General features: G+C 66.2%; 14 protein-coding genes. 6 read left to right on the forward strand and 8 right to left on the reverse strand.

Annotated features, from left to right (window positions below):
• Positions 1-37: 37 nt before the first annotated feature.
• Entirely contained in the window at positions 38-2,707 is a 2,670-nt protein-coding gene (locus tag VHO04_RS08010) for a TonB-dependent receptor plug domain-containing protein (RefSeq protein WP_329627829.1), read from the forward strand.
• A gap of 103 nt (positions 2,708-2,810) precedes the next feature.
• Here the strand turns inward: VHO04_RS08010 and VHO04_RS08015 are convergent, their stop codons facing one another.
• The 4 genes from VHO04_RS08015 to VHO04_RS08030 all read right to left on the reverse strand — a co-directional run bounded on the left by VHO04_RS08015 (position 2,811) and on the right by VHO04_RS08030 (position 6,453).
• Positions 2,811-3,998 carry a M20/M25/M40 family metallo-hydrolase gene (locus VHO04_RS08015; RefSeq protein WP_329627830.1) on the reverse strand — a complete coding sequence of 396 codons (1,188 nt, stop codon included), beginning with the start codon at positions 3,996-3,998 and terminating at the stop codon, positions 2,811-2,813.
• 428 nt (positions 3,999-4,426) lie between these two features.
• A complete protein-coding gene (locus VHO04_RS08020; RefSeq protein WP_329627831.1) occupies positions 4,427-5,407 on the reverse strand; it encodes a nitronate monooxygenase family protein in 981 nt (326 codons plus the stop codon).
• A 72-nt stretch (positions 5,408-5,479) separates the two neighbouring features.
• Entirely contained in the window at positions 5,480-5,995 is a 516-nt protein-coding gene (locus tag VHO04_RS08025) for an Lrp/AsnC family transcriptional regulator (protein WP_329627832.1), read from the reverse strand.
• Complete coding sequence (locus VHO04_RS08030) at positions 5,992-6,453, reverse strand: Lrp/AsnC family transcriptional regulator (RefSeq protein ID WP_329627833.1); 462 nt, start codon at positions 6,451-6,453, stop codon at positions 5,992-5,994. Before VHO04_RS08030 ends, VHO04_RS08025 begins: the two co-directional genes overlap by 4 nt.
• Before the next feature lie 261 nt (positions 6,454-6,714).
• Here VHO04_RS08030 and VHO04_RS08035 point away from each other — a divergent pair, with 261 nt between their 5' ends.
• From VHO04_RS08035 to VHO04_RS08045, 3 genes are all read left to right on the forward strand, one after another.
• Positions 6,715-9,132, forward strand: a complete 2,418-nt coding sequence (locus tag VHO04_RS08035) for a TonB-dependent receptor (RefSeq protein WP_329627834.1) — start codon at positions 6,715-6,717, stop codon at positions 9,130-9,132.
• Between the two features lie 63 nt (positions 9,133-9,195).
• The gene (locus tag VHO04_RS08040; protein ID WP_329627835.1) at positions 9,196-10,815 is read left to right on the forward strand and encodes an NAD(P)/FAD-dependent oxidoreductase; all 1,620 of its coding nucleotides are present in this window, start codon (positions 9,196-9,198) and stop codon (positions 10,813-10,815) included.
• Between the two features lie 23 nt (positions 10,816-10,838).
• Positions 10,839-11,723 carry an alpha/beta hydrolase gene (locus tag VHO04_RS08045; RefSeq protein WP_329627836.1) on the forward strand — a complete coding sequence of 295 codons (885 nt, stop codon included), beginning with the start codon at positions 10,839-10,841 and terminating at the stop codon, positions 11,721-11,723.
• Positions 11,724-11,729: 6 nt separating this feature from the next.
• Here the strand turns inward: VHO04_RS08045 and VHO04_RS08050 are convergent, their stop codons facing one another.
• Together VHO04_RS08050 and VHO04_RS08055 are read right to left on the reverse strand one after the other, a co-directional pair.
• The gene (locus VHO04_RS08050) at positions 11,730-13,082 is read right to left on the reverse strand and encodes an amidohydrolase (RefSeq protein WP_329627837.1); all 1,353 of its coding nucleotides are present in this window, start codon (positions 13,080-13,082) and stop codon (positions 11,730-11,732) included.
• Positions 13,083-13,123: 41 nt separating this feature from the next.
• Positions 13,124-13,705 (reverse strand): TetR/AcrR family transcriptional regulator, encoded by a 582-nt coding sequence (locus VHO04_RS08055; RefSeq protein ID WP_329627838.1) that lies wholly within the window; start codon positions 13,703-13,705, stop codon positions 13,124-13,126.
• A gap of 287 nt (positions 13,706-13,992) precedes the next feature.
• Between VHO04_RS08055 and VHO04_RS08060 the strand changes: the two genes are divergently transcribed.
• Complete coding sequence (locus VHO04_RS08060; RefSeq protein ID WP_329627839.1) at positions 13,993-16,896, forward strand: TonB-dependent receptor domain-containing protein; 2,904 nt, start codon at positions 13,993-13,995, stop codon at positions 16,894-16,896.
• Positions 16,897-16,919: 23 nt separating this feature from the next.
• Entirely contained in the window at positions 16,920-18,098 is a 1,179-nt protein-coding gene (locus tag VHO04_RS08065; RefSeq protein WP_329627840.1) for a lipase family protein, read from the forward strand.
• A gap of 82 nt (positions 18,099-18,180) precedes the next feature.
• On the opposite strand, the gene VHO04_RS08070 is transcribed toward VHO04_RS08065, so the two are convergent.
• The gene (locus tag VHO04_RS08070) at positions 18,181-19,131 is read right to left on the reverse strand and encodes a hypothetical protein (protein WP_329627841.1); all 951 of its coding nucleotides are present in this window, start codon (positions 19,129-19,131) and stop codon (positions 18,181-18,183) included.
• A gap of 92 nt (positions 19,132-19,223) precedes the next feature.
• Entirely contained in the window at positions 19,224-20,492 is a 1,269-nt protein-coding gene (locus VHO04_RS08075) for a S8 family serine peptidase (RefSeq protein ID WP_329627842.1), read from the reverse strand.
• Positions 20,493-20,602: the final 110 nt, after the last annotated feature.

The following is a 20,602-nucleotide window of genomic DNA, read 5'->3' on the forward strand; positions in this document are numbered from 1 at the left end:
CGATTTCATGCAACGCCATTCAAAAAGGGGAATATCCATGCGTAACGACCGGACCGGGCTGAAAGGCCTGTTGAGGAGCGGCAGCGCCGCGATGGGCCTGATGCTCGCGCTGGCCTATAGCGGCGCGGCGGCGGCGCAGGAGGCTGGCGACGAAGCCGACACCGGGGATTCGGCGATCGTCGTCACCGGTTCGCGCATCGACCGCAAGGGTTTCGATGCGCCGACCCCGACCACCGTGGTCGGCGAATCCGAACTGGCGCAGGGCGCGCGTCCCAGCATCGCGCAGGTGCTGAACGATCTGCCGCAGTTCCGCGCGACGGTGTCGCCGAACAGCACCAACGCCAACACCAATTCCAGCACCTCGGCAATGGACCTTCGCGGCCTCGGCGCGACCCGCACGCTGACCTTGCTCAACAACCGCCGCTTCAACGGCGCGTCGGACCTCAACAGCATCCCGCAGGATATGGTGAAACGGGTCGAGATCGTCACCGGCGGCGCGAGCGCGGCCTGGGGCTCGGGCGCGATCGGCGGCGTCGTCAACATCATCCTCGACGACAATCTGACCGGCCTGAAGCTCGGCGTCCAGAACGGCATATCGACGCGCGGCGATGGCTATCGCTACAGCATCAACGGCAGCTTCGGCACCGAATTCGCCGGCGGCCGCGGCCATTTCATGATCGGCGGCGAATATCAGAACGACAATGGCATTCTCAGCCGTAACGCGCGCAAGAATGTCGGCAGCGCCGACCTGTTCACCCCCGCGGGCAGCGCCGAGCAGATCCTCGTGCGCGACGTCAACCCGGCCAATACGGGCCTCGACGGCCTGATCACCACCGGCGCGCTCAAGGGCATGACCTTCGCTGCCGACGGCTCGCTGCGCCCCTATCAATACGGCAGCATGATCAATCAGGACGGAACGCTGATGGTCGGTGGCGAAGGCCGCGGAATCGGCGACCAGAAGTCGCTCGCCAACCCCTATCAGCGCGTCAACGGCTATGCCCGCGCCAGCTTCGAGGTCGGCGATGCGACGGTCTGGATCGATGGCCTCTATAGCCGCATCTGGGCCAAATATCCCTTCTATGCCGAATATGGCAATTACACGCTGAAGGCCTCGAACCCCTATCTCGACGGCATCCGCAGCCAACTCGGCGCGGGGGAGACGACGGTCAAGATTGGCCGCGTCTTCGAAGACTACGGCCTGCGCACCTTCGATTATTACCGCCAGAATGTCGAAGGCGGCATCGGCGTCGACGGCAGCTTCGCCGACGGCGCGTGGCGCTATTCGGCCTATTACAACCATGGCGAACTGCGCAACATGCAGAGCTATCACAACCAGATCGTCGGCTCGAAGATGACCGAGGCGCTCGACGCGGTCCGCGTCGGCGACAACATCGTCTGCGCGGTCGCGCTGACCGATCCGAACACCGCCTGCCGTCCGCTGAACATCCTCGGCGCGGGCCGCGCCGATCCCGCCGCGATCGACTATGTTTTCGGCGACCTCGCCAAGGTCGTCTACACGACCAAGCTCGACAGCATGGGCGCCAGCCTGCGCGGCGACCTCTTCTCGACCTGGGCCGGCCCGGTCTCGGTCGCATTCGGCGGCGAGGCGCGCTGGGAAAAGCAGGTGACGAACAGCATCGACCCGATTTCGACGGCGCGCGGGTTCAGCCGCTTCAACTTCTCGCCGCTCGACGGCGGGTTCAACGTGCAGGAAGGCTTCGGCGAAGTCGCGGTGCCGCTGCTCGACCAGCCGTTCAGCAAGCTCGATTTCAGCGCCGCCGCCCGCTACAGCCATTACAGCACCAGCGGCGGCATCTGGTCGTGGAAGCTCGGCGCCACCGACCGCATCCTCGACAATCTGCTTCTGCGCGTGTCGCGCTCGCGCGACATCCGCTCGGGCAGCCTTGCCGAACTGTTCACGACGCGCACCACGACCTTCTCGACGGTGTCCGAGAACGGCCAGTCATACAGCGTCACGCGCTACGGCGGCGGTAACCCGAACCTGAAGCCGGAGGTCGGCAGCACGCTGACGCTCGGTGCGGTCTTTACCCCGACCTTCCTGCCGGGCTTCAACCTCGCGGTCGATTATTTCGACATCAAGCTGCGCGACGCGATCACCTCGCCGAACGCTCAGGACGTCATCACCGCGTGCGGCAACGGCAACCAGAACGCCTGCTCGCAGATCACGCGCGACGGTCAGGGCCGCCCGACCGAGATCAACTCGACCTATCTGAACCTGGCGCAATACAAGACCAGCGGCGTCGACATCGAGGCGAGCTATCAGCAGCCGGTCGGCGGCGGCACGCTTCGCCTGCGCGCCCTGGCGACCTATGTGTCGAAGGTGGTGATCGACGACGGCATCTCGGTCATCGATCGCGCCGGCGACGTCGGCGACGTCACCTTCGGCACGCCGCACTGGCGGGGGACCGGCAGCGTTACCTACGGCAGCGATAACGCGAGCTTCACGGCGCGCGTCCGCTATGTCGGCGGCGGGGAGTATAACCATCTGCTGAACATCGCGAACAACGACACCTCGGCCCGGGTCTATGTCGATCTCAACGCGCAGGTGAATGTCGATGAGCGCTTCACGCTCTTTGCCAACGTCAACAATCTGTTCGACCGCGATCCGCCGCTGAGCCCGGCGGGATCGATCCATTATGACTCGATCGGCAGCTATGTGACGGTCGGCGCCAAGCTCCGCCTCTGATCGCCCCCGGATCATAGGCAAGGAAAAGGGCGGGCATCGCACGATGCCCGCCCTTTTTTGCGTCCCCCTCCGGCGCGAGGGCCGAAGGGGAAGCCTTATCGGATCATTGGACGCCCGCGGTCGCGAGCAGGATGCCGAGGCCGACGCTGGCGCCGTGCACGCTTTTCGTCTTTTCGACGTCGATCCACTCGTCGAGCGAATGGCCGCGTTCGGCATGTCCGCCCGAACCGATCGTGATCGCGGGGATGCCGAGGCTCATCGGGATATTGGAATCGGTCGAGGAATAGGAGGCGATGGGGGTCAGGCCCTTGGCGCGGATGATCGCTTCGGCGTTGCGAACGACCTCTGCGGTTGCGGGCGTCTGCCCCGCCGGGCGATCGCCGATCAGCTTGACGTCGGCGGTCACCGGCCCCTCCTTGATCGACCGCGCGGCATTCTCGTCCGCGACGCTCTTTTTGACGATCGCGAGGAAAGCCTGCTCGACCTTGGCGAGTTCCTCCGGATTTTCCGAACGCATGTCGAATTCCATGAAGACCTCGTTCGGGATCGAATTGACCGAGGTGCCGCCGCCCGTGACGCTGGCGGAATAGGTGGTCTTGGGCTTCGCGGGCACCGGAATCCTGTAGAAATCGACGACTGTCTGGCTCATCGCGACCATCGGATTGACGAGGCCGAAGGCGCCATAGCTGTGTCCGCCCGGTCCCTTGTAGGTGATGCGGTAGCGCCGCGACCCCACGCCGCCGGTGACGATGCGCGCCGGATCGGTGCCGTCCATCGAGATGAAGGTCTTGATACGATCCTTATATTTGCCCTTGGCCATCATATAGCGGACGCCGCGCAGATCGCCGGGGCCTTCCTCGCCGACATTGCCGACGAAGACGATGTCCTGCCGCACCTTGACGCCGCTTTCCTTCATCGCCCGCGCATAGGCGAGCAGAACCGCCAGGCTGCGCGTATCGTCGCCGATGCCCGGGGCGTGAAGCTGCGTGCCTTCGCGGCGAACCTTGATCGGCGTTCCTTCGGGAAAAACCGTGTCGAGATGCGCCGCGATCATCACGACCGGGCCGCCCGCCGGACCAGTGCCGCGATAGACGCCGGTGACATTGCCTTCGGGATCGATTTCGACGTCGGTCAAGCCGGCCTCCACCAGCATATCGCGATAGGCGGCTGCGCGCGCGGCTTCCTTGAAGGGCGGCGCCGGAATCTCCGTGAGCTTGACGATCTCCGCGACAAGCCGGTCATGATCGCGGTCCAGAATTTCCGCTGCTTTTTCATATCCTTTGCTCTTCAAAACCGTTTCGGGCTTTGCGTTGGCCGCGGCCAATGCCGTGCCGGACGAAAATAACAGGGCGGCTAGGGTAAAAGAGACGGCGTTTCGCATGAAATTCCTTTCGCTGGGGAGCCACGGCCGTCTCTGAAGGCTTCGCGGAAAGCATGTCAAGCGAACCCATCTAACCGTAAGGAAATGACGAATGCCCCGTCCGCCGCCATCCCGCAGCAGCCATGGCTTCTTTTGGGGCTCTCTTCAAGCGCACCAGGCGTCCGGCTAGGATATTTGCCGAAGGCTTGCCCAATCCGGGTACACCGGCGGGTTTGTGGGGAATGCGCGCCCTAAGCTCGACAGCGGCAGCGAATGCTATTGCAGACTATCTGGAGACTTTGCCGGATAGGCCTTCAAATGTCCGCTAGGGTCCGGCCCGGAGCGGGCCGGAGGATAGTCTAGCGGCCGCAGGCGGCGAGGCGAGCGCGTGCGGATTCGGCCTGGCGCATGATGGTCGCGACCAGATCGGCGCAGGTGGGGATGTCGTGGATCAGCGCCTGGCTCTGGCCGCTGGTCCAGATGCCGCCGTCGACATCGCCATCGCGCAGGACATTTTCGCGCCCGCGCACGCCCGCCATCAGATGCTTTACGTCGTCGAAGGTCTTGGTCGGATCGCGCTGGATTTCGGCGACCTCGATCGACACCGCGTTCTTCGCCACGCGGGCGGTATTGCGCAGCGTGCGCCCGACCAGCACGGTGTCGGTTTCGTTCGCCTCGACGATGCGCTGCTTCACATTCGGGTGAATCTTGGCCTCGACCGTCGCGCAGAAGCGCGTGCCCATGTTGACCGCGTCGGCGCCGAGCGCGAGCGCGGCGACCAGGCTGCGCCCGTCGGCCATGCCGCCCGAAGCGATGATCGGGGTGTCGGGAAGCGCGTCGACCGTCGCAGGAAGCAGCACGACGAGCCCGACATCGTCCTCGCCCGGATGTCCGGCGCATTCGAAGCCGTCGATGCTGATCACGTCGACGCCCTTTCGCACCGCCGACACCGAATGACGGACCGAGGTGCATTTGTGGATGACCCTGACCCCTTCTTCCTTGAAGCGCGGCAGATGGTCGGTCGGCGCGCGGCCCGCGGTCTCGACGATCTTGATCCCGCTCGCGATGATCGCCTCGCGATAATCGTCATAGGGGATGGGGTTGATCGACGGCAGCAGGGTCAGGTTGACGCCGAAGGGCTTGTCAGTGCGCTTGCGCGTCGCCTCGATCTCGTCGAACAGCGCCTGGCCGGTCGGATACATGTGCGCGGTGATGAAGCCCAGCGCGCCCGCATTCGCGACCGCGGCGACGAGCTCGCCATAGCCGACGCCGGTCATCCCGCCCATCACGATCGGGGTTTCGATGCCGAACATCTCGGTGATACGCGTCTTGAAAGCCATGGTCTTTTTCCTCGGTTGCGGGCGACTGCCCTGTTCCTATGGCACGCCTTCCTGTCGGCGTGCGGGGGTCGATCAGCCGGCGTCGGCCTTGACAACGCCGCCGTGCCAGCTTCGATATTCGTCCTCGCCGGTATCGATCACATATTGATGGCGGTGAATGGGGTAGGAGCTGACCTGGCGGAACTGGACCCGCCGGACGCCGGGCATTCCGTAGATCTCGTCGATCGTTGCGGTGAGTGCGTTCTGGTCCTTCGCGTAGATATGGGCGAGGAGGTTGAACGACCCCGTCTTCATCGCGCAGCCCGAGCAGCGATCCATGCCCGCGAGCGCGCGATAGGTGGCGCTGAGCTCGCTCGGGTGCACTTCGACATAGGCCCATCCGAAAACGCGCATGTTCGTCGCGCTGACGTCGATGAGCAGGCCATAGGTGATGGTGCCGGTTTCGGTCAGCCGCCGCAGCCGCTTGCGGATGGCGGCTTCGGAAAGGCCGAGCTGGCGGCCGAGTGCCCGATTGCTGGTGCGGCCGTCCCCGTGCAGTATCTCGATGATCTGGCGGTCGATCGGATCGGGGTCGAAGCGGATGGTCATAGCGAGGCGATTCCCGATTTGATGCACGCCTCGCCGATCGAAACGTCGGTCGCGAGCGCGACGACGCCGGGGATCCGGCCGATCCGGGTTTCGACGATCTCGCGAAGGTCGGATACCTCCTGCGCGAAGATCATCACCTGCAGGAAGGGATTGTCGAAGAAGCGGGAGATCGAGAAGACCGTTTCGATTTCGGCGATCTCGGCCGCGATGCGCTCGATGTCGGCATGGTCGCAGCTAACCTCGATCCAGCCGACCGTCGCATAGCCGGCCCGCGCGATATTCTGCTGGACCGACGGCTTGATCACCTTGGCGCGGATGAGCGCGTCGACCCGGACCGAGATGGTGCTTTCGGCGACTCCGAGTTCGCCGGCGATGTCCTTGTTCGAAATCTGGGGCCGGCGTGACAGGACCGCGATGATCTGACGATCGAGCGCGTCAATCTTTCTGGTCCCCGTCATCCGCTCGATGTCCCCATTGCGTCCGGCCCGTTTTCGGTGCGCGCCGCCGGGAATGGGCCGGGAATTTGCATGACTCAAGCGAAAAATCCATCTCATTTGATGAAGATATAAAATACAGAATTATGCGTTCCAATTATGCCTTGACAGGTTCGCATTCATCGATAATCATCATGACATACAGAAAGTCCAAAAATGGGCAAGCGCCGCGTGGGAGCGGCGAACCGGCACCGCAGGGGCCGGGCGCAGGGAGAGGAAAAGGCTATGGGAATCAGACTGAGGCATTCTGTCCGCTGGCTGGCGGCCGCCAGCTGCCTGGCGATCGCGGGGGCGCTGCCCGCGACGGCGAGCGCGGCCGAGGAAACGGCCGACGCCGCCGCGGCGCAGGCCGGCGAAGCCGCGAGCGCGGTCCATGGCGAAACCGATATCGTCGTGACGGCGCGGCGCCGCGAGGAAGGGCTGAGCCGCACGCCGGTCGCAGTCTCGGTGCTCACCGGCGATGCGCTCCAGTCGCGCAGCATCAATTCCGAGGCTGACCTCCAGACCGCGACGCCGGGGCTGATCGTCCGCTCGACCCAGGGGAGCAGCCAGTTCAACTATGCGATCCGCGGACAGTCGATCGATGCCTTCAGCGTCTCGCAGCCGGGGGTGCTGACCTATGTCAATGAGTTCCAGACCAACGCGCTGACGGCGGGTTCGCTCTATGATCTCGGCTCGGTGCAGGTGCTGAAGGGGCCGCAGGGGACATTGTTCGGCCGCAACACCACCGGCGGCGCGGTTCTCTTCTCGACCGCGGAGCCCGAGTTCGACGCGTTCGCGGGCATGGCGCGCGGCCGCGCGGGGAATCTCGGCGCGTGGCAGCTCGAAGGCATGGTCAATGCGCCGCTCGGCGACGGCGTGGCGCTTCGCCTTGCCGGTCTCGTCGACCGGCGCGACGGTTTCGTGCGCAATCTCGTCAATGGCGAGCGGCTCGCCAATGTCGATCGCTGGTCGATCCGCGGATCGCTGCGCTTTCAGATCGGCGATGCGATCGAGAGCAGGTTCGTCGGCGAATATGGGCGGACCAAGGGCCATGGCGATCCGCTTCTGGCCTATTCGGCCAACGCGCCGGGATCGGTCGGCCCGAACGGGCAGGCGCTCGCCGCCGACGTGCCGACGTTCTACAGCCCCATCCTCGACACGATCGCCGGCGCCGGCGCCTATGCGGCCCTGATGGCCGCTTATCCGGGCACGCCGGCGGGGGGCTATGGCGATTATGTGAACGTCCAGCGCGCGCTCGGCACTCGGGCGACCTATCTCGACGCCGATACCGGCCTCGACGCCAGGAGCGGCTACATCATCAACACCACCAGCATCGATGTCTCGGACAGCGCCCAGATCAAGAATATCATCGGCTATTCGAGCAATCGCAACGTGTCGCTGTTCGATCAGGACGGCAGCCCCTTTCCCTTCTATGGCAACGTCCAGACCTTCAACCGGGTGAAGACCTTTTCGGAGGAACTGCAGCTTTCGGGAAGCGCGATCGACGGCCGGCTGAGCTATATCGCCGGCCTCTATTATTCGAAGGAAAAGCGGACGAGCGGACAGGATTTCCGCTATTTCGATCTTGGCCCGGTCGCCAATCCGATCCTCGCGCCCGTTTTCGGCGCGCCGTCGCTGCCGCTCGCCAACCGTCTCGAGGGCGATTTCGACATCCAGAGCATCGGCGCCTTCGCGCAGCTCTCGTTCAAGCTGACCGACCAGCTCAGCGCGACGGGCGGCATCCGCTATACGAAGGAGAAGAACGCCTTCACCGAAGTGTCGGGCTTCGCCCCTTTCTATCCGTCGGGAATCGTCGAGAAGCGCAAGGACAGCAAGCCGAGCTGGACGCTGGGGGTCGAATATCAGGCGACGCCGACCTTCTTTCTCTATGCGACCTATCGCGGAAGCTGGCGCGGCGGCGGCTTCAATTATAATGCGCCGCCGGTCAACGCGTCGGCCGAGAATGGTGGTAACAGCTTCGATCCCGAACGGATCGAGGATGTCGAACTGGGCGCCAAATTCCTCGGCGAGGTCGGCACGGTTCCGCTTCGCGCCAATCTGGCCGTCTATAAAAGCTGGGTGAAGGCCATCCAGCGCGTCGCCTATCTGACCTTTCCCGATGTCGGGCCGGGCGGGGCGACCGTCAACGCCGACGGCGCGACCTTCCGGGGCGTCGAACTCGACGCCGAGGTTACCGTGGCGCCGGGGGTGCGGATCGGCGGTTCCTTCAATCACACCGATCCCAAATATCGCGGCGATACGCAGCAGACGCTGTTCGGCACCTTCATCGACTTCACGACCTTTGCCGACGTGACGCGATATTCGGGAAGCGGCTATATCGACGTCGCGGCGCCGCTCGGCAACGACGCGGGCGAATTGCGCGCGCGCGTCGACATCTATGCGCAGTCGGGCCTCTATTTCTCCAACTATGGTCAGAGCGGCGCGCCCGGCACCCGGCTGCCCTCCTATGAGCTCGTCAACGCCCGGATCGGCGTCGACGACATCGGTGGCACCGGCATCTCCGCCGCCTTCTTCGCCAAGAATATCTTCGACAAGGAATATTTCGTCGGCGGCATCGGGCTCGGCACCGCCGGCGGCTACAACCTCGCGGTTCCCGGCGAACCGCGCACCTACGGCGTCGATTTGAGCTTCCGCTTTTAAAGACCCTCCTCCGCCCCGGCCGCTCGCCGGCCAGGGCGCTTTTCCCTCATTGGAGTGGGCCATATGATTGAAATGGACGCGATCGTCATCGGTGCCGGCATGTCGGGCATGTATCAGCTTCATCTGCTGCGACGGCTCGGCCTGTCGGTGCAGGTTCTGGAAGCCGGCAGCGAAGTCGGCGGCACCTGGTACTGGAACCGCTATCCGGGCTGTCGTTTCGATTCCGAAAGCTACAGCTATTGTTTTTCCTTCGACGAGGACATGCTCCAGGAATGGAACTGGAGCGAACATTTCGCACCGCAGCCCGAAACCTTCGCCTATCTTCGCCGCGTCGCCGACAAGCTCGATCTGCGCAAGGACATCCGTTTCGACACCCGGGTCGCCTCGGCGCACTGGCAGGACGAGGCCGGCCGCTGGGTGGTGCGGTGCGAGGATGGGTATGAAGCCAGCGCCCGCTATCTGGTGACGGCGGTGGGCATATTGTCGATCCCCGTCATCCCGAATTTTCCGGGGCGGGGCAGCTTCGCGGGCCGGCAGTTCCACACCTCCGACTGGCCGCGCGATGGAATCGAGCTTGCGGGCAAGCGTATTGCGGTCGTCGGCACCGGGGCCACCGGGGTCCAGGTCATTCAGGAAATGGCGAAGGTCGCGGGGCAGCTTACCGTGGTCCAGAAAGAGCCGAACTGGTGCAAGCCGCTCTGCAACGGCCCGATTTCGCCCGACGAAATGGCCGATATCAAGGCGCGCTATGCCGAAATCTTCGCGACGTGTCGCGGCAGCGACGCGGGGTTCGTCCACAATTGGGATCCGCGCGGCACCTTCGACGTCAGCGACGAGGAGCGCGAAGCCTTTTACGAACAGAAATATGGCGAACGCGGCTTCGCCTTCTGGCTGAGCAATTTTGCCGATCTCTCGGTCGACGCACGCGCGGCCGGCCTCGCGAGCGATTTCCTCGCGCGCAAGATTCGCGCGCGCGTTGCCGATCCGGCGACGGCGGAAAAGCTCATCCCCAAGGATCATCTGTTCGGCACGCGGCGGGTGCCGATGGAGACGAACTATTACGAGGTGTTCAACCAGCCCAACGTCGACCTGATCGACGTCAACGCCGACCCGCTGATCGAGATCACGCCCGAAGGCATGCGGTTCGAAAGCGGCTTCGTGCCTGTCGACGTGATCATCTATGCCACGGGCTTCGACGCGGTACGCGGCGCTTTCGACCGCATCGATATCGTGGGCAAGGGCGGGTTGACGCTGAAGGAGAAATGGGACGACGGGCCGGTCACTTTCCTGGGCCTCCAAAGCCACGGCTTCCCCAATTTCTTCATGATCGTCGGGCCGCACAGCGGCGCCACCTTCTGCAACGTGCCGCGCTGCGCCGAACAGAATGTCGAGTTCATCGCCGGGCTGATCGGGCACATGGAAGGCAAGGGGCTGACGCGGTGCGAAGCCACCGCGGCCGCCGAGGAAGACTGGACGAACCAGGTGCTCGACCAGGCCGACCAGTTGCTCGCGGGCAAGACGAACAGCTGGTTCACCGGGATCAACCACAACATCGAAGGGCGGGGAAAGCGCAAGATGCTGCTCTACACGCTCGGCCAGCAATATTTCCTGAAGGTCTGCCGCGACGTCGTCGAGCAGGACTATCGCGGCTTCGACATGGCGCGCGAGCGGACGGCCGCCTGAGCCCTTTTCCTAAGGAGAGTCCCATGCCCAGCGCAGCCTATGAAGCCCTGGTCGCCGATCTGTTCACATCGCCGATGCCGACCGACATAAAGGAGATGCGCGAGGCCTATCGCGCGATGGGCGACGCCTTTCCGCTGCCCGATGACGTCAGAGAGGCGAAAACCACGCTCGGCGGCCGCCCCTGCGAATGGCTCGCGGTCGCCGCGGCGCCGCGGCACGCCATCCTGCTCGTGCACGGCGGCGGATATTGCATCGGCGGTCTCGATTCGCACCGGCATCTCGGCGGCGAAATCGCGCGGCAAACCGGCAGCCGCGTCGCCGTGATCGATTATCGCCTGGCGCCCGAGCACCCCTACCCGGCGGGGCTCGACGACTGCAAGCGGGCCTATGCCGAGCTTCTGGAGCAGGCGGGCACCGAACAAATCGCTCTGGTCGGCGACAGCGCCGGGGCCGGGCTCGTGATGGCGCTTCTCGCCGAATTGCTGCGCGAGGAGCAAGTGCTCCCGGCCAGCATCTATTGCATGTCGCCCTGGGCCGATCTTGCCAATACGGCCACGTCGCGGACGCTCAAATGCGCCGGCGACCCGCTGGCGAAGATCGACCAGCTTGCCAAGATGGCCGGTCTTTATGCCGGGGACATCGCGGTCAGCGATCCCCGGATATCCCCGGCCTTCGCCGATTTTCGGGGGGCGCCGCCGGTCTTCATTCAGGCGGGCACCGCCGAAGTCCTGATGGACGACGCGCTCAATCTCGCCAAATCGCTCGCCGATGCCGACGTCGATGTCGACCTCGAACTTCGCGCCGGTATGGTGCACGTCTGGCCCTGGTTCTTTCCCGCGATTCCCGAAGGAGCGGCCGCGCTTACGCGCGCGTGCCGCTTCCTGTCGCGTCATTTCGACGAGGGCTGACCCCGTCTATTTCGCCTGAACCTCGTTGCCGAGGACCATCATCGCCGACAGCGCCAGCGTCTGGGCGCCGCGCTTGATCGTCGGTTCGGGGACCGGCGCGAAATAGGGCGAGTGGTTGACCGGCAGCGGCTTCCCCTCGGCCTTGTAGCGCGCGATCGTCGCCGGGTCGTAGCCGCCGATCGCGAAGAAGACCGACGGCACGCCTTCGTCGATGAAGACCGAATAATCCTCGCTCGCGGTGCCGCCCGACTCGCTGGCGGGGACGAATTGCACATCCTTGCCGAAAACCGTCTTCAGCATCGCCGCTGACCGCGCCGACAGCGCGGCGTCGTTGTGGACCGCGTTGGTGCCCGTCGGCTGGGTGATCGTCGGCTCGGGCGCGTGCGCCATCGCCGCGACCGCGCGCGCGGTGCGCTCGACGCCCTCGACCAGCAGCTTGCGCGTCGCATCGTCGTGCGAGCGCAGCGTGAGCTTGAGGTCGGCATGGTCGGGGATGATGTTGTTGACCGTGCCCGCGGTGAAGGCGCCGACGGTCACGACGCCGAACGCCTTGGGGTCCTTTTCGCGGCTGATGATCGTCTGGACGTCGGTGACGAAGCGGCTGCCCATCATCACCGGATCGATGCTCTTGTCGGGCATCGACCCGTGCGCGCCGACGCCGTTGAAGGTGATGTCGATCGCGTCCGACGCCGAACTGACGACGCCGTCCTTCACCATCACCGTGCCGACCGGCATCGGCGCGACATGCGCCGCGAAGCCGAAGTCGGGCTTGGGCCAGCGGGTGAAGAGCCCGTCGGCGATCATCGCCTTCGCGCCGCTGACAGTCTCCTCGGACGGCTGGCCGATGAACATCAGCGTGCCGTGCCACTGGTCCTTCATCGCCGCGAGCGCCGCGGCGGCGCCGACCCACCACGCCATGTGGCTGTCGTGGCCACAGCTATGGTCGACGAAGCTCAGCTTGCCGTCGACGGTCTGCTGCGCGCGGCTGGCATAGGGGAGGCCGGTCTTTTCCTCCATCGGCAGCGCGTCCATCTCGGCGCGGACGAGCAGGGTCGGGCCCTCGCCGTTCTTGAGGATCGCGACGATGCCGGTCTTGCCGACCTTTTCGGTGACGGTGAAGCCGAGCTTGCGCATCTCGGCCGCCAGGATCGCGGCGGTGCGCACTTCCTGGAAGCCGACCTCGGGATGCGCGTGGAGATCCTTGTAGAGCGCGTCGAGGTGCGGATATTGCTTGTCGATCGTCGCGTCGATCCGCGCCAGTGCGGCAGCGGCGTCGAAGCCGGGCGCGGACGGGGCCGTCTGGGCATGGACGGGAAGCGCGGCGAGGCCGGCGGTCAGGGTCAGCAATATCTTGCGCATCGGGCAGTCTCCACGGTTGGAACGGAAAGGGATGCGCCGGGTCAGCGCAGGAGCGCGGTGACCAGGCGGTGCAGGAAATCGTCGGCGACCGGACGGCGGGCGAGATAGCCCTGGTCGATCGCGGCGGTGATCGCGAAGAGGATTTCGAAGGGCGACAGCACGGGGGCGATGCCCTGTTCGCCGAGCGCGCGGGTCAGCGTCGCGACATTGGCTTTGCGCCGCTGGCGCTGCGCGTCGATGATCGGGGCGATGAGGTCGGGCGCCGCGCGCCGCGCCTCATAGATGGCGGGCAGGCAGGTGCCGACGACCGGGTCGTCATAGCGGTTGCGGACGGCGATCGCGAAAGCCAGCAGGTCGGCCGCCGCGTCGCCCCCATCGACGAGCAGCGCGTCGTCGAAGCGGTCGTTGAAGGCGTCGACGAGCGCCGCGACCGCCGAGGGCCAGCGGCGATAGAAGGTCGGGCGGGGAATGCCCGCGTGCTGGCAGATGCGATTGATCGACAGGCCTGCGAAGCCGTGGGCGCCCAATATGGCGACTGCGCTGTGCTTGATCCGGTCGTCGAGGTCGGCCTGCCGCGGCCGCCCTGCCGTCGTGTCCCTGTCGCCCACTGCCGTGACTTCCATCTATCCCGCACCCGCAATGCCCGATCGCGCCGCCCCAGGCGAATGAATAATATCGATACATGATTGTATCGATATTTTATGCAAGGTCAAGGGTTTCGCTCGGTCCGCGCCGCCGCCTCGTCCGTTTCCGGCCTTGTCCGGGGATTGACACGCGTATCGATTTTGCGCCAAGGCTCAATTTCGATGCATATTTGTATCGAAATGGTTCGCGGCAGCGACAGATAATGACGAAGGGGCGATCAAGCCCTCGCATCGCCGCGGCAGGCAGACAGGGAAGGGCTCTCGATATGTTGGACAATCGCAAACTATTGCTCGTGATTTCGGCGTCGGCTTTCGCGCTCGCCGGCACCCCCGCCTTCGCGCAGGACGAGCCTGCCGCCGCCGAGACGGCGGCCGATGCGGGCGCGAACGAGATCGTCGTTACCGGCTCGCGCATCGCGCGCCGCGACTTCGAGGCCGCGAGCCCGATCGTCACGCTGGGCGCCGACGCCGTCGCGGCGACCGGGCAGGCGACGCTGGAGGGCGCGCTCAACCAGCTTCCGCAATTCTCGGCGGGCTCGACCGCCTTCTCGAACGACCTCAACGCGACCGGACAGGCGACGCTCAACCTGCGCGGCCTCGGCCCGCAGCGCAACCTCGTGCTGCTCGACGGCCGCCGCCTGCAGCCGTCGAACAGCAGCCAGGTCATCGACATCAACACCATCCCCTCGATCCTCGTCGGCGGGACCGAGATTATCAGCGGCGGCGCTTCGGCGGTCTATGGCTCCGACGCCATTTCCGGCGTCGTCAACTTCAAGGTGCGCGACCTCGACGGCATCGAGATTTCGGGCCAGAACACGCTGACCGAGCGCGGCGACGGCGGCATTCGCGAGATTTCGATCGGCGCGGGCACGCGCTTCGCCGACGGCCGCGGCCGCATCATCGTCGGCGCGGCCTACACCGACCGCGACGCCGTCAACATCAACAGCCGCGCCTTCTTCCGCCGGAACCAGGGCGTGTCGGGGACGATCCCGTTCGGCATCTTCACCCCCGGCGCCAACCCCGCCAGCCAGCAGGCGCTCGACGACGCGTTCGCGGCTTATGGCGTCGCGCCGGGATCGGTGATCCCTTCATCCGGGATCGGGGTCAATTCGGATGGCACGCTCTTCGCCAACGGGCGCGGCGTCTATAACTATCACGACAATGAGCCCTATCTCTACAACAACGGGCAGGCGCTGCTGCAGGTGCCGTCGACGACCTATACGCAGATTCCGCTCGAACGCATCTCCACCTTCGGCCGCGCGACCTTCGAGGCGAGCGACAATATCAAGCTGTTCGTCCAGGGGCTTTACACCGACTATACCTCGACGACGATCCAGGATCCCGCCCCGAACGCCGGGCTGTGGACGATCCGCGTGCCGGTCACCAATCCCTTCGTTCCCGCCGCGCTCCAGCCGATCCTCGCATCGCGCGCCAATCCGACCGCGCCGGTCGTCGTGACCAAGCGATACAGCGAGGCCGGTCCGCGCAGCGTCGATCACAAGGCGACGACGTGGCAGGTTCTCGGCGGTGCCTCGGGCAAGTTCGGCGCCAGCGGCATCACCTGGGAGCTCTATGGCTCGACGGGGAAGAGCATCGTCGACGACATTTCCTATGGCTCGGTCTTCACCAGCAAGGTGCAGCAACTCGCATCGGCCGCCGACGGCGGCGCGTCGATCTGTTCGGGCGGTTATAATCCGTTTGCGGTCACCAACTCGCCCGAATGCGTCGCCTTCATCAGCGGCGTGACGCGCAACCGCACCGAGACCAAGCAGGATGTCGTCGAGCTCAACCTGCAGGGCGGCATCGCGCAGCTTCCCGCGGGCGAGCTGCGCTTCGCGGCGGGCGTCGGCTATCGCCGCAACACCTTCGCCTTCACCCCCGATCCGGAGCAGGTGACCGGCAATATCGTCGCGATCGCGCGCACCTCGCCGACCGCGGGTTCGACGAGCGCGAAGGAAGCCTATGCCGAGCTGCTGATCCCGCTGCTCCACGACATTCCGCTGATTCAGGACCTCACGATCGACGCGGCCTATCGCTACTCCGACTATAAGCAGAGCGGCGGCGTTTCGACCTACAAGGTCGATGTCGACTGGACCGTGGTGAACGGCGTGCGCCTGCGCGGCGGCTATCAGCGCGCGATCCGCGCGCCGAACGTCGGCGAGCTCTATACCGCGACCACCGGCCTGTTCCCGACCATCGGTTCGGTCGCCAACGGCGCCGGCGATCCGTGCGACATCCGCAGCGCATTCCGCAATGGCGCCAACGCGGCGCAGGTGCGCGCGATCTGCGTTGCACAGGGGATGCCCGATGTGCTCGCCGACTCCTATGTCAACAACGTCACGCAGGTCGCGGCCTTCCTGTCAGGCAACGCCAATCTGAAACCCGAAAAGGCCGATACCTGGACGGTCGGCGCGGTGCTGTCGCCGCGCGCGGCCTCGCCGTGGCTGTCGAACCTGCGCGCGTCGGTCGACTATTATAATATCGCGATCGACGACGCGATCGCGACGATCCCGGTGTCGGTGTCGCTCAACAAATGCTTCAACGCCGACGGCAGCAACCCGAGCTACGACGCGAATAATTTCTTCTGCGCGCTGATCGGCCGCGACGTCAATTCGGGCGGCATCACCAACGCGCTGCAACCCTATCTGAACCTTGGCGGCTACAAGACCGCGGGGGTCGACGTGCAGCTCGACTGGTCGGTGCGCCTGGCCGATGTCGGGCTCGGTGACGGGTCGGGGCGCTTCGGCATTTCGTCGGTGATCAACTATCTCGACAAGTTCGAGATCCAGAACCTCCCCGGCGGGCCGTTCCAGGATTTCGGCCGCACGATCGGATCGGGAACCACGCTGCCGCGCTGGCGCTCGACGACCTCCTTCACCTTCGGCACCGACAACATGAGCGCGCTGGTGCGCTGGCGGCACATCGGCGCGATGATGGACGCGTCGAAGGTCACGAACGACGCGAGCACGACGCCGGGGGTCAAGGCCTACGACTATTTCGACCTCTCGCTGCGCGTCGACCCGGCCGAGCGCTTCAGCCTGCGCTTCGGGGTGAACAATCTGTTCGACAAGACGCCGCCGGTGGTCAGCGGCGTCCTCGGCCAGACCGACGCGGGCACCTATGACGTGCTCGGCCGCACCTATTATCTCGCCGCCACGGCGCGCTTCTGACGGTCAGGAAAGGGAGAAAACCGATGTCCACATGGATGCGATCGGCGGCGGTCCTCGCCGCCTTCGGCCTCGCGGCAGGAACTCCGGTGCTGGCGGCGGAGGCGCCCGCCGCGCAGGCGGCGCCCGCTCCCGTGGCGGGAACGCTGATCGAAAGCGCGCCGCTCGCGCCCGAATTCGGTCTCGACGGTGCGGCGCAGGCCTTTGCGATCCGCTACGGCTCGACCGACGGCGTCACCGGCAGCGGCGCGGTGCCGGTGACCGGCGCGCTGTTCATTCCCAAGGGCACGCCGCCCGCGGGAGGCTGGCCCCTGATCGCCTGGGCGCACGGCACCGTCGGCATCGGTGACGATTGCGCGCCTTCGCGCAACGCGCGCTCGGCGCGCGACCGCACTTACCTCGATCATTGGCTGGGTGAGGGCTACGCCGTCGTCGCGACCGATTATCAGGGGTTGGGCGGGCCCGGACCGCACGCCTATCTCAACACCCGCGTCGAGGCTTATTCGGTGCTCGATTCGGTGCGCGCGGTGCTCGGCGGCGATTTCGGCCTCGCGAACAAGGTGCTGCTCGTCGGCCAGTCGCAGGGCGCCGGCGCGGCCTTCGCCACCGCGGGCTATGCCGCCGACTATGCGCCCGACGTCAACCTGCGCGGCACGATCGCCACCGGTCTGCCCAACCTTGCCGTGGCGGGGGAAACGAGCCGCAGCGACGGCGACAAGCCCGACCGGCTGATCGCCTATCTGCTCTACATCGCTTCGGCGGCGCAGCAGATCGACCCCAGCTATGATCCCGCCGCCGTGATCACCGAGCGCGCGATGCCGCTCTACCGGCAAGCCGCCGACACCTGTGTCGTCGATATGTTCAATGCGGTGGTCGAGGCGGGGCTGACCCGCGCCAACAGCTTCAGGACCGACTTCTGGCACCATTATGCGCCGATGCTGACCTATGCCGGCTATCCGACGCTCCATATCGCCACGCCGGTGTTCATCGGCACCGGCGCCGAGGATGTCGACACGCCCGCGGCGATGCAGAAAACGGTCGTCGATGGCGCCTGCGCCGCGGGTTCGACGATCGAATGGCACGTCTATCCGGGGCTCGACCATTCGGGGACGGTCAACCGCTCCTTCACCGATTCGCGCCTGTTCGCGCAGCAGGTGATGGCGGGGAAACCCGTCGCCGGAACCTGTTCCGCCAAGGCGAGCTGACGCGATCGCTCGATGTGAATCGAGCGAGCGGAGCGACGCAAGGATGGCGTCGCTCCGCTCGCGATGATGAAGGACCCTGAAATCAGCGGTCGCGGGTATTGCCGCGTTCGGCGCGATGGCTCCCCTGCGATGCGGGCTTGCTCGCTTGCGGCGCGGGCTGGCTCGCGGTCTGTTCCTGCTGCTGGGCAGTGTCCTTGAGCTGGCCCTTGGTCATGCCGGTGACGAGCACGTCGCCCGACCCCGCGAAGCTGGCGGCGGGAAGCGTCGCGACGCGGTTGCCGACCTCGACCGTGACTGCCTCGACGACCCCGCGCCCGGTCTGGCGCAGCTCCTGCACATAGCCGATCACCTTGCCGCGCGCGTCGGTCACCGCCATGCCGGGCTCGACCGCGAACATGCCGCTGCCGCTGGCCGCGCCGCTGCCCGCGGCGGCGAGCTGACCCAGCGCGCCCTGGAAGCTGCCCGCGGCCGAACCGGCGGTGCTGGTGCTGCCCGAGACGTTCGACAGCGCGCCGCCTGCCCGGTCGCGGACAGTCCCGACCGCACCGCGGGTCGTGCCGGTGACGGTCGATGTGGTGTTCTGCGCCGCGCCCTGAAGCGTGCCGGCGGCGCCCTGCGCGGTCTGGCCGACGAAGTCGGTGCCGACCGCCTGCGCGTCGAGGCTGCCGCTTCCCGAGGCGCTGCCCGAACCATCGGCGCTGCCGCCGACGGCATGGCCGAGCAGATCGCCGTTGCCGTTCGCCGAGCCCTTGCCGTTTGCGCCGGCGCTGCCCTTGCCATGCACGCGGCCCGAGTGGCGATCGACATTCGCCTCGCCGCGGCCCGAGCCGGTGAGTTCGCCGGCGCTGCCGAGCGTGCTGCCGAGCGTGCTGCCGATCGGGCCGGTCGGATTGCCGAGCGTCCCGCCCAGCGTGCCGCCGAGACCGCCGGTGAGGCCGCCGCCGCCGCCGAGCAACTGCGCCGCGGCGGGCGCCGAAAAGGCCATGGCCGATGCGGCGAGCGCGAGGGCCGGAATGAAAATGCGATGGGTCATTGTCCTGCTCCTGAATCTGCGGCCCGGAGGGGTGGGCCTGTGGAGAGAACGATGCCGGGGTCGATTTTCTTCCGAATAATTTCGGCAGCGGGTCAGCGGCCGCCGCAGGTGCCGCAGACGAGGCCATGACCGTAGATTTTGTCGCGGCCCCTTTTGCCGAGATCGCGCGCTTCCATGACCAGCGCGGCGACCGCCGGACCGATGGCATTGATCGACGGCGCGGGATAGCGGAGCGCGAGCCGGCCCGCGACGAGCGGCGCGGCGAAAGAAGTGCCGCGCAGCCGATCGGTGCTCTGCGCGCCGGTCGCCGCCAGCACGGCGTCGCCGGGCGCCGCGAAATCGACGTGCAGCGCGCGGCCTGCTTCGGGAAGCGCGCGGTCTTTCGCATCGACCCCCGTCACCGCGAAGACGCCGGGATAGGATGCCGGATAGGCGGGCGGCGCGGCGGGCCCGTCGTTGCCGACCGCCGCGACGATCAGCATCCCGCGCTGCCGCGCGCGGAGGACTGCCGCCGACAGCAGCTTGTTGTCGGGTCCGACGAGGCTGATCGTCGTCACCGCGACGCCCCTTTCGACCAGCCAGCCCAGCGCGCGGGCGATCGCGCTTGCATTGCCGCCCGCGGGGTCGGTGCCATAGACATCGGCCGCGAGCAGGCGCCGACCGGGCGCGGCCCCGCGCACCGGCCCGTTCCCGACGAGCAGCGAGGCGACCGCGGTCCCGTGGCGGTTTGCCGACGGTGCACCCTTCGCAAAGCCGCGCTGTTCGACGCGTCCCGCGATCGATGGATGCGCGGCGACGCCGCCGTCGATCAGGCCGAGCGCCGCCGGTCCCGCGCCCGCCGCCGCTGCGAGCGCAGCGTGCGGTACCGCGCCGCCCGGCCCGCTGGCGAAATAGAGATTGTCGACATCGATCTCGGCCGCGGGGAGCAGTTTTGCCAATTGCTTGCGCGCGCGCGCGAGGCTGCGGCCCTCCGGCACGTGAAAACGCGCGATGTCGAGGTCGAGTCCCGCGATATGGTCGCGGTCGAGCAGGGCAAAGCCGTGCTGGCCCGCGCGCGCGATCATCGCCGCGTCGATCCCGCTCGCGACGAGGACGCCGCGCACCGCGGGCTCGCCGCGCTCGTCGAGTTCGATACTCTCGCGATGGCTGCACAGCAGCGCGGTGATCCGGTCGAGCCGGAGTCCCGTCAGTCGGTCGCCCGCCGAGAGCAAAGGCTCGGCGTTCAGCTTGGGCAACGGCGGCAGCGTGTGCGCCGGGTCGGGAATCTGGACCTGCGGCAAGGCAAGCTGCGCGTCCGCGCGCGGTCCGATCGCGGTGACCAGCAGGCAAAGCATCATCGGCAGGGCGGCCCGGAGTTTCATCTCACCTCTCGCAAAAATCGTCCCTGGACGAAATGGGGAGCGCTTTCCCGGAAAAATTTAGCATGTCGCGGAAGAAACGATAGAAGGCTGTCGTTTCTTCCTCGGACAAT

This window comes from Sphingopyxis sp. (genome assembly GCF_036261875.1).
In the GTDB taxonomy this organism is placed as follows: domain Bacteria; phylum Pseudomonadota; class Alphaproteobacteria; order Sphingomonadales; family Sphingomonadaceae; genus Sphingopyxis.

Bases quoted from the DNA above. Each gene is read 5' to 3' on its own strand.
- VHO04_RS08010 (WP_329627829.1), top strand. From the start codon at position 38: ATGCGTAACGACCGGACCGGGCTGAAAGGCCTGTTGAGGAGCGGCAGC.
- VHO04_RS08020 (WP_329627831.1), bottom strand. From the start codon at position 5,407: ATGGCTTTCAAGACGCGTATCACCGAGATGTTCGGCATCGAAACCCCG.
- VHO04_RS08025 (WP_329627832.1), bottom strand. From the start codon at position 5,995: ATGACCATCCGCTTCGACCCCGATCCGATCGACCGCCAGATCATCGAG.
- VHO04_RS08030 (WP_329627833.1), bottom strand. From the start codon at position 6,453: ATGACGGGGACCAGAAAGATTGACGCGCTCGATCGTCAGATCATCGCG.
- VHO04_RS08035 (WP_329627834.1), top strand. From the start codon at position 6,715: ATGGGAATCAGACTGAGGCATTCTGTCCGCTGGCTGGCGGCCGCCAGC.
- VHO04_RS08040 (WP_329627835.1), top strand. From the start codon at position 9,196: ATGATTGAAATGGACGCGATCGTCATCGGTGCCGGCATGTCGGGCATG.
- VHO04_RS08045 (WP_329627836.1), top strand. From the start codon at position 10,839: ATGCCCAGCGCAGCCTATGAAGCCCTGGTCGCCGATCTGTTCACATCG.
- VHO04_RS08050 (WP_329627837.1), bottom strand. From the start codon at position 13,082: ATGCGCAAGATATTGCTGACCCTGACCGCCGGCCTCGCCGCGCTTCCC.
- VHO04_RS08055 (WP_329627838.1), bottom strand. From the start codon at position 13,705: ATGGAAGTCACGGCAGTGGGCGACAGGGACACGACGGCAGGGCGGCCG.
- VHO04_RS08060 (WP_329627839.1), top strand. From the start codon at position 13,993: ATGTTGGACAATCGCAAACTATTGCTCGTGATTTCGGCGTCGGCTTTC.
- VHO04_RS08065 (WP_329627840.1), top strand. From the start codon at position 16,920: ATGTCCACATGGATGCGATCGGCGGCGGTCCTCGCCGCCTTCGGCCTC.
- VHO04_RS08070 (WP_329627841.1), bottom strand. From the start codon at position 19,131: ATGACCCATCGCATTTTCATTCCGGCCCTCGCGCTCGCCGCATCGGCC.
- VHO04_RS08075 (WP_329627842.1), bottom strand. From the start codon at position 20,492: ATGAAACTCCGGGCCGCCCTGCCGATGATGCTTTGCCTGCTGGTCACC.